Source organism: Sulfitobacter sediminis (genome assembly GCF_040811725.1).
Taxonomy (GTDB): domain Bacteria; phylum Pseudomonadota; class Alphaproteobacteria; order Rhodobacterales; family Rhodobacteraceae; genus Sulfitobacter; species Sulfitobacter sediminis.
Genome location: NZ_JBFNXX010000065.1, coordinates 1 through 5065 on the forward strand (window position 1 = coordinate 1; position 5065 = coordinate 5065).

General features: G+C 58.9%; 2 protein-coding genes, 3 pseudogenes and 1 other annotated feature. Of the genes and pseudogenes, 2 read left to right on the forward strand and 3 right to left on the reverse strand.

What is annotated here, in order from left to right; translation table 11 throughout:
* Nucleotides 1-138 precede the first annotated feature (138 nt).
* A pseudogene (locus AB2B41_RS22960) lies at nt 139-423 on the reverse strand (integrase core domain-containing protein); the annotation flags it as partial.
* Between the two features lie 52 nt (nt 424-475).
* On the opposite strand from AB2B41_RS22960, the pseudogene AB2B41_RS22965 reads away from it, so the two are divergent.
* Nucleotides 476-1741: pseudogene (locus AB2B41_RS22965) on the forward strand (IS3 family transposase).
* Nucleotides 757-873: a sequence feature (AL1L pseudoknot), on the forward strand. Its footprint overlaps the pseudogene before it by 117 nt.
* Nucleotides 1742-1780: 39 nt before the next feature.
* Here AB2B41_RS22965 and AB2B41_RS22970 read toward each other — a convergent pair.
* Nucleotides 1781-2041, reverse strand: a pseudogene (locus AB2B41_RS22970) (transposase); the annotation flags it as partial.
* A gap of 223 nt (nt 2042-2264) precedes the next feature.
* Between AB2B41_RS22970 and AB2B41_RS22975 the strand changes: the two are divergent.
* Nucleotides 2265-3497, forward strand: coding sequence for a glycosyltransferase family protein (locus AB2B41_RS22975; protein WP_367880157.1), 1233 nt, complete (start codon nt 2265-2267; stop codon nt 3495-3497).
* Between the two features lie 256 nt (nt 3498-3753).
* Here AB2B41_RS22975 and AB2B41_RS22980 read toward each other — a convergent pair whose 3' ends face one another.
* A complete protein-coding gene (locus tag AB2B41_RS22980) occupies nt 3754-4734 on the reverse strand; it encodes a helix-turn-helix domain-containing protein (protein ID WP_367880158.1) in 981 nt (326 codons plus the stop codon).
* Nucleotides 4735-5065 lie beyond the last annotated feature (331 nt).

The window sequence follows — 5065 nt, forward strand, 5'->3', positions numbered from 1 at the left end:
CTCCCGCCCAATGTTTGCTCGAGATTGAATCACAAATCGGAACGATTAAACAAGAATTAATGGGTGTGCTGCCTAGTTCTGACCTGACACCCGCCTCTCCTCCGAATTAACGGAGAGCCCGCGGGTTGATTTCTGAGGCTACGCGGCGCGCATTGCCAGCCCCTTCTTTGCCATGAACTCGACTGGCGGGATGTTCCCAAGGCCCGAGTGAGGTCGGTGGTGATTGTAATCGTACCGCCATGCCCGGATCTTCTCGCGGGCATCGGCCAGCGACGAGAACAGCGATTCGTTGAGAAACTCGTCCCGGAGGCGTCCGTTGAAGCTCTCAACGAAGCCGTTCTGCATCGGCTTGCCCTGAGCGATTTAGTGCCACTCGATGCCCGTGCGCTGGCACCAGCTCAAGACAGCCATCGAGGTCAGTTTGAACCGCGCCGGGTTTGCCGGAGGCTCCAACTCCTGAGTAGGATGGAGCATCATGAGCAAGACGACGAACAAGTATTCCCCCGAAGTACGCGAGCGCGCTGTTCGCATGGCTTTGGACAACGCAGGGTAGCATGAGAGCCGCTGGTCGGCGATCCTGTCTATTTCCTCGAAGATCGGTTGCGCGCCGCAGACGCTGAACGGGTGGGTCAAGAAGGCCGAGGTCGATCGCGGAGACCGCGCCGGCATCACGACCGAGATGGCCGAGAAGCTGAAGGCCTTGGAACGCGAGAACCGCGAACTGAAGCAAGCCAACGAGATCCTGCGGAAAGCTTCAGCGTATTTTGCTCAGGCGGAGCTCGACCGCCGGTCCAGGACATGATCGCCTTTATCGAAGAGCACCGTGACGCCATCGGGGTCGAGCCGATCTGCAAGCAGCTGCCGATTGCCCCATCTATTACCCGGCAGGCGAATTGCAGAGCAATTCTGCCGAGAGGGCACGGGCTACGATCACATTGCCAAGCGGGCGAACCCCGATCTGCTGTCGGGTCGGGCGAAGCGGGATATGACCTTGAAGCCCGAAATCGAACGCGTCTGGGAGCAGAACTACAAGGTCTACGGCGTTCGCAAGGTTTGGCACCAGATGCGCCGCGAAGGCTTTGATGTGGCCCGCTGTACCGTTGCCCGACTGATGAAAGACATTGGGATCGAAGGCGTCATTCGCGGCAAGAAACACAGGACGACCATCCCGGACAGTTCTCAGCCATGCCCGCTGGACAAGGTGAACCGTCAGTTCAAGGTATCTGCTCCAAACATGCTCTGGGTCAGCGATTTCACCTATGTGGCGACATGGCAGGGCTTCGTTCACGTGGCCTTCGTCATCGATGCTTTCGCGCGTCGCATTGTGGGCTGGCGGGTCAGTCGAACGGCCCATGCCGGGTTTGTTCTCGACGCCCTCGAACAGGCCGTTCATCAGCGACAACACGGATCAGGCCTAGTTCATCATTCGGATCGCGGATCGCAATATCTGTCCATTCGCTACACCGAGCGCCTGGCCGAGGCTGGGATAGAACCCTCCGTGGGCAGCGTGGGCGACAGTTATGACAATGCCCTGGCCGAGACGATCAACGGCCTGTTCAAAGCCGAGGTCATCCACCGGCGCGGGCCATGGCGCAGTTTCGATGCCGTGGAATACGCCACCCTCGAATGGGTCGAATGGTTCAACAACCGCCGCCTTCTCGAACCCATCGGTAACATTCCGCGGGCAGAAGCCGAAGCCAACTTCTACGCGGCTCTGGAAAGATCAGACATGGCCGCGTAACTAAGATCAATCAGCCTCCGGCAAACCCGGCGCGGTTCACTTTCGCGAGGCGACATCCTTCAGGGTCGCGTTGTCGAGCATCGCTTCCGCCAGCAGCTTCTCCAGCTTGGCGTTCTTGTCCTCGAGCGCCTTGAGACGACGGGCATCCGACACCTCCAGCCCGCCGAACTGCGCCTTCCATTTGTACAACGTCGCCGTACTGATCCCGTGCTTGCGGCAGACATCTGCTGTCGCCATTCCGGCTTCCTGCTCCTTCAGCATCCCGATGATCTGCTCTTCCTTGAACCTTGATTGCTTCATTGTCCGTCTCCTGATTGGAGCGGACTCTACCTCAAACTGGAGGAAGAAACGGGTTCAGGTCACCAGATTATTATGATTGCGGTCTTTTCCTTAATCAACTGTACTATCCAAAAAATACATCGCGGTTGCACTACGCCTTAGCTTATGGAGGGTTTTGAAACAAATAGCGGTATGTGCGATGACGCGCTAACTTGGCGCCCTTGGAGGCGAGTGGAAGATCAGCATGTCACCAGACAGCATCCGGGCAATAAGTCCCAAACCCGGGCCGCCGGGCGCAGCACGAATTGCGCTGTACAGCCACGACACGTTCGGGCTCGGACATCTGCGGCGCTCTCGTGCAATTGCGACGGCGCTCACTGAAGCCAATGACCACGCATCCGCGCTGATTCTGACCGGCAGTCCTGTTGCCGGACGCTTCGCCTTTCCCGAACGCGTAGACCATACCCGTTTGCCGGGCGTGTCAAAGCTGGAAGACGGCTCGTATATCTCGAAGACCCTCGGGCTCGACATCGATGAAGTCACACAGATGCGCGCGCATATGGTCCAGTCGACAATTGACGCCTACCAACCGGACCTTCTGATCGTGGACAAGGAGCCCACCGGGTTCCGCGGCGAACTGATCCCGACGCTCAAGGGGCTGAAGAGCGACAAGACGCGCTGCGTGCTGGGCCTGCGTGATGTCCTTGATGATCGCGACGCCCTGGCGGCGGAGTGGGAGCACAAAGGGGCCTATGCGGCGACCGAAAAGTTCTATGACGAGATCTGGGTCTACGGGCCGCGCTCGGTCTACGACCCGACGCAGGGTCTGCCCCTCAGCGCCAAGGTCCGCGCGCGCATGCACTGGACCGGTTATCTGCGGCGCACGCTGCCAGAGCCAGATGCACCGCCGCCCGCTGAGCCTTATGTACTGGTCACGCCGGGAGGCGGCGGAGACGGCGCAGCAATGGTCGATCTGGTGCTTGGGGCCTATGAATACGACCCCGGGTTGATGCCCAATGCTCAGCTTGTCTACGGCCCGTTCCTGTCGGGCGACACGCGCGCCGAATTCGAGGACCGCGTGGCCCGGCTCAATGGCAGGGTGACCGCGGTGGGCTTCGATGCGCAGATCGAGACGCTCTATGCCGGAGCGCAAGGGGTGGTTTGCATGGGAGGCTACAACACGTTCTGCGAGGTGTTGTCCTTCGACAAGCGCGCCCTCATCATGCCGCGCACCAAGCCCCGCCGAGAACAGCATATCCGTGCAGCGTGCGCCGAAGAGCTTGGCCTTGTGACGATGCTTTCGGAGTTGAGCACCGAGCTGACGCCCGCCGCGATGGCGGAGGCGATCCGCAATCTGCCGCATCAGCCGCTGCCTTCCGAGTCAGGCGTACAGGAACTGATGGGCGGTCTGCGTTATGTCAGCCGCCGGGTCGAGACGCTGATCAGCGACATGCGCCAGCAGCAGGCAGTGAAGTAGCAAACTTTGTACAACACCACGATACCAGAAATAGACTGCAACTAAACCCTTCAGCCAAGAAAATACCTAGCAAGCAACCCAAGCGCGAAATTTCCACCCTCAGACTATGCTCGTGCTCAGTAAGACGAATGACCGCCTCGAGCGCAGGGTGCGCGCAATTACGGGGCGCTTTAAAGTCACCTTTGCGGTTGCTGCTCACGAACACGAGATACCACTCAATACAGCGCGGATGCGTCGTAGACCATTCGTAGGACTTCTACATTGAAAAGCCCAAGTCGCGATACCGGGTCGGAGATTGACCAGTCCAGCGGTGAAAGGCGCGAATGAAGTGAGATGCTTCACTGTAGTGAAGTTGCGCTGCGATATGGCCGACAGCGATTGCCGGATCCTCCAGGAGTTCAATTGCCTTGGTCATGCGCCAGCGGTCAAGCACGGCACGGAAGGTCAGGCCCTCTGCGCCTAGACGGCGTTGGAAGCTGCGTTGCGAGATGTCGAAACGAGATGCGGCCCAGTCCAGCGTCGGGCGGGCGTCGGGCTCAAGTGAGTCGAAGAGCCGATAGAGCTGTCCCATAGCCGTTTCGGGTAGCGGACTGTCGGGTGATGCTCCGATCTCATGGGCAACCATGCGCTTAGCCAGGTCGCGACTGCGGAAGTATATCCGTGTCTTTGGCTGGTTAGTCCGGACAATGACACGGTCCAGATCGAACAGGTCGCCCAGAACACCGATATCAGAAGCTGCGATATCGATCTCGTCCGGCAGCCAGTCCGGTCCACACCCTGACCGGAAGCCGTCTAGGACAAGAAGGCAGGAGAGCACGGCCACCCACTCCTGGGCCTGCGATGGGGCTGCGGCGTAACCGGTTTCGAAGATCGCCTGTGGGCCGTTCAAATATGCGGTCACGAGGTTGTTCGACATAATCCTAGCCTGGGGCGCGGTGGCGAGCCGGATTGTGGCGAGAACATCGGGACAGGCCAGCAAAGCATCGCCCCACCCGGGAATTGCATGGAGCCGATACGCTTGTGCAATCTCTCGCGGCACGCCGCGCCCGTTGGACTCGCGGGCGATCTCATCAAACATCGCGAGCATTGTCGGGACTGGAACAACCGCATCCGGCGAATAGAGCCGAAAAGTATGGAGTCCCGCGCGGCGCAGGAGCCGCTCCGAGTTCATACCTGCGTCGGACAAAGCATTTAGCGTCGGTGCCAAGAACCGGGTTTGTGCAAGATGCAGGTCCATTTTTCGTATTTCCCCTATAGTGGGCAGCTTCGTATCACCGACACCATTCTAGTGCATGCTAGCACGACCAAAACGTGCCTGGCTACGTACTGGCTGGCGTCAATTGGTAATTCACCTAGAGATGATTTGGGTTATGATCTGACCTGTACTTCGCAAGTGGCCGGCAGTTGAAGGAACGGGCGCTTGCACGTGATGCTGTTTCTTGCACGTGATGCTGTTTATAGTTGTTCGAAGGGTATCTGAAATGAGGATTGCTAGGCAGCCGACTCATAAAACTCGATCCAGAGCCTGACCGATGCCAGTTTGATCATCGACAGGAAATTGCGTGACG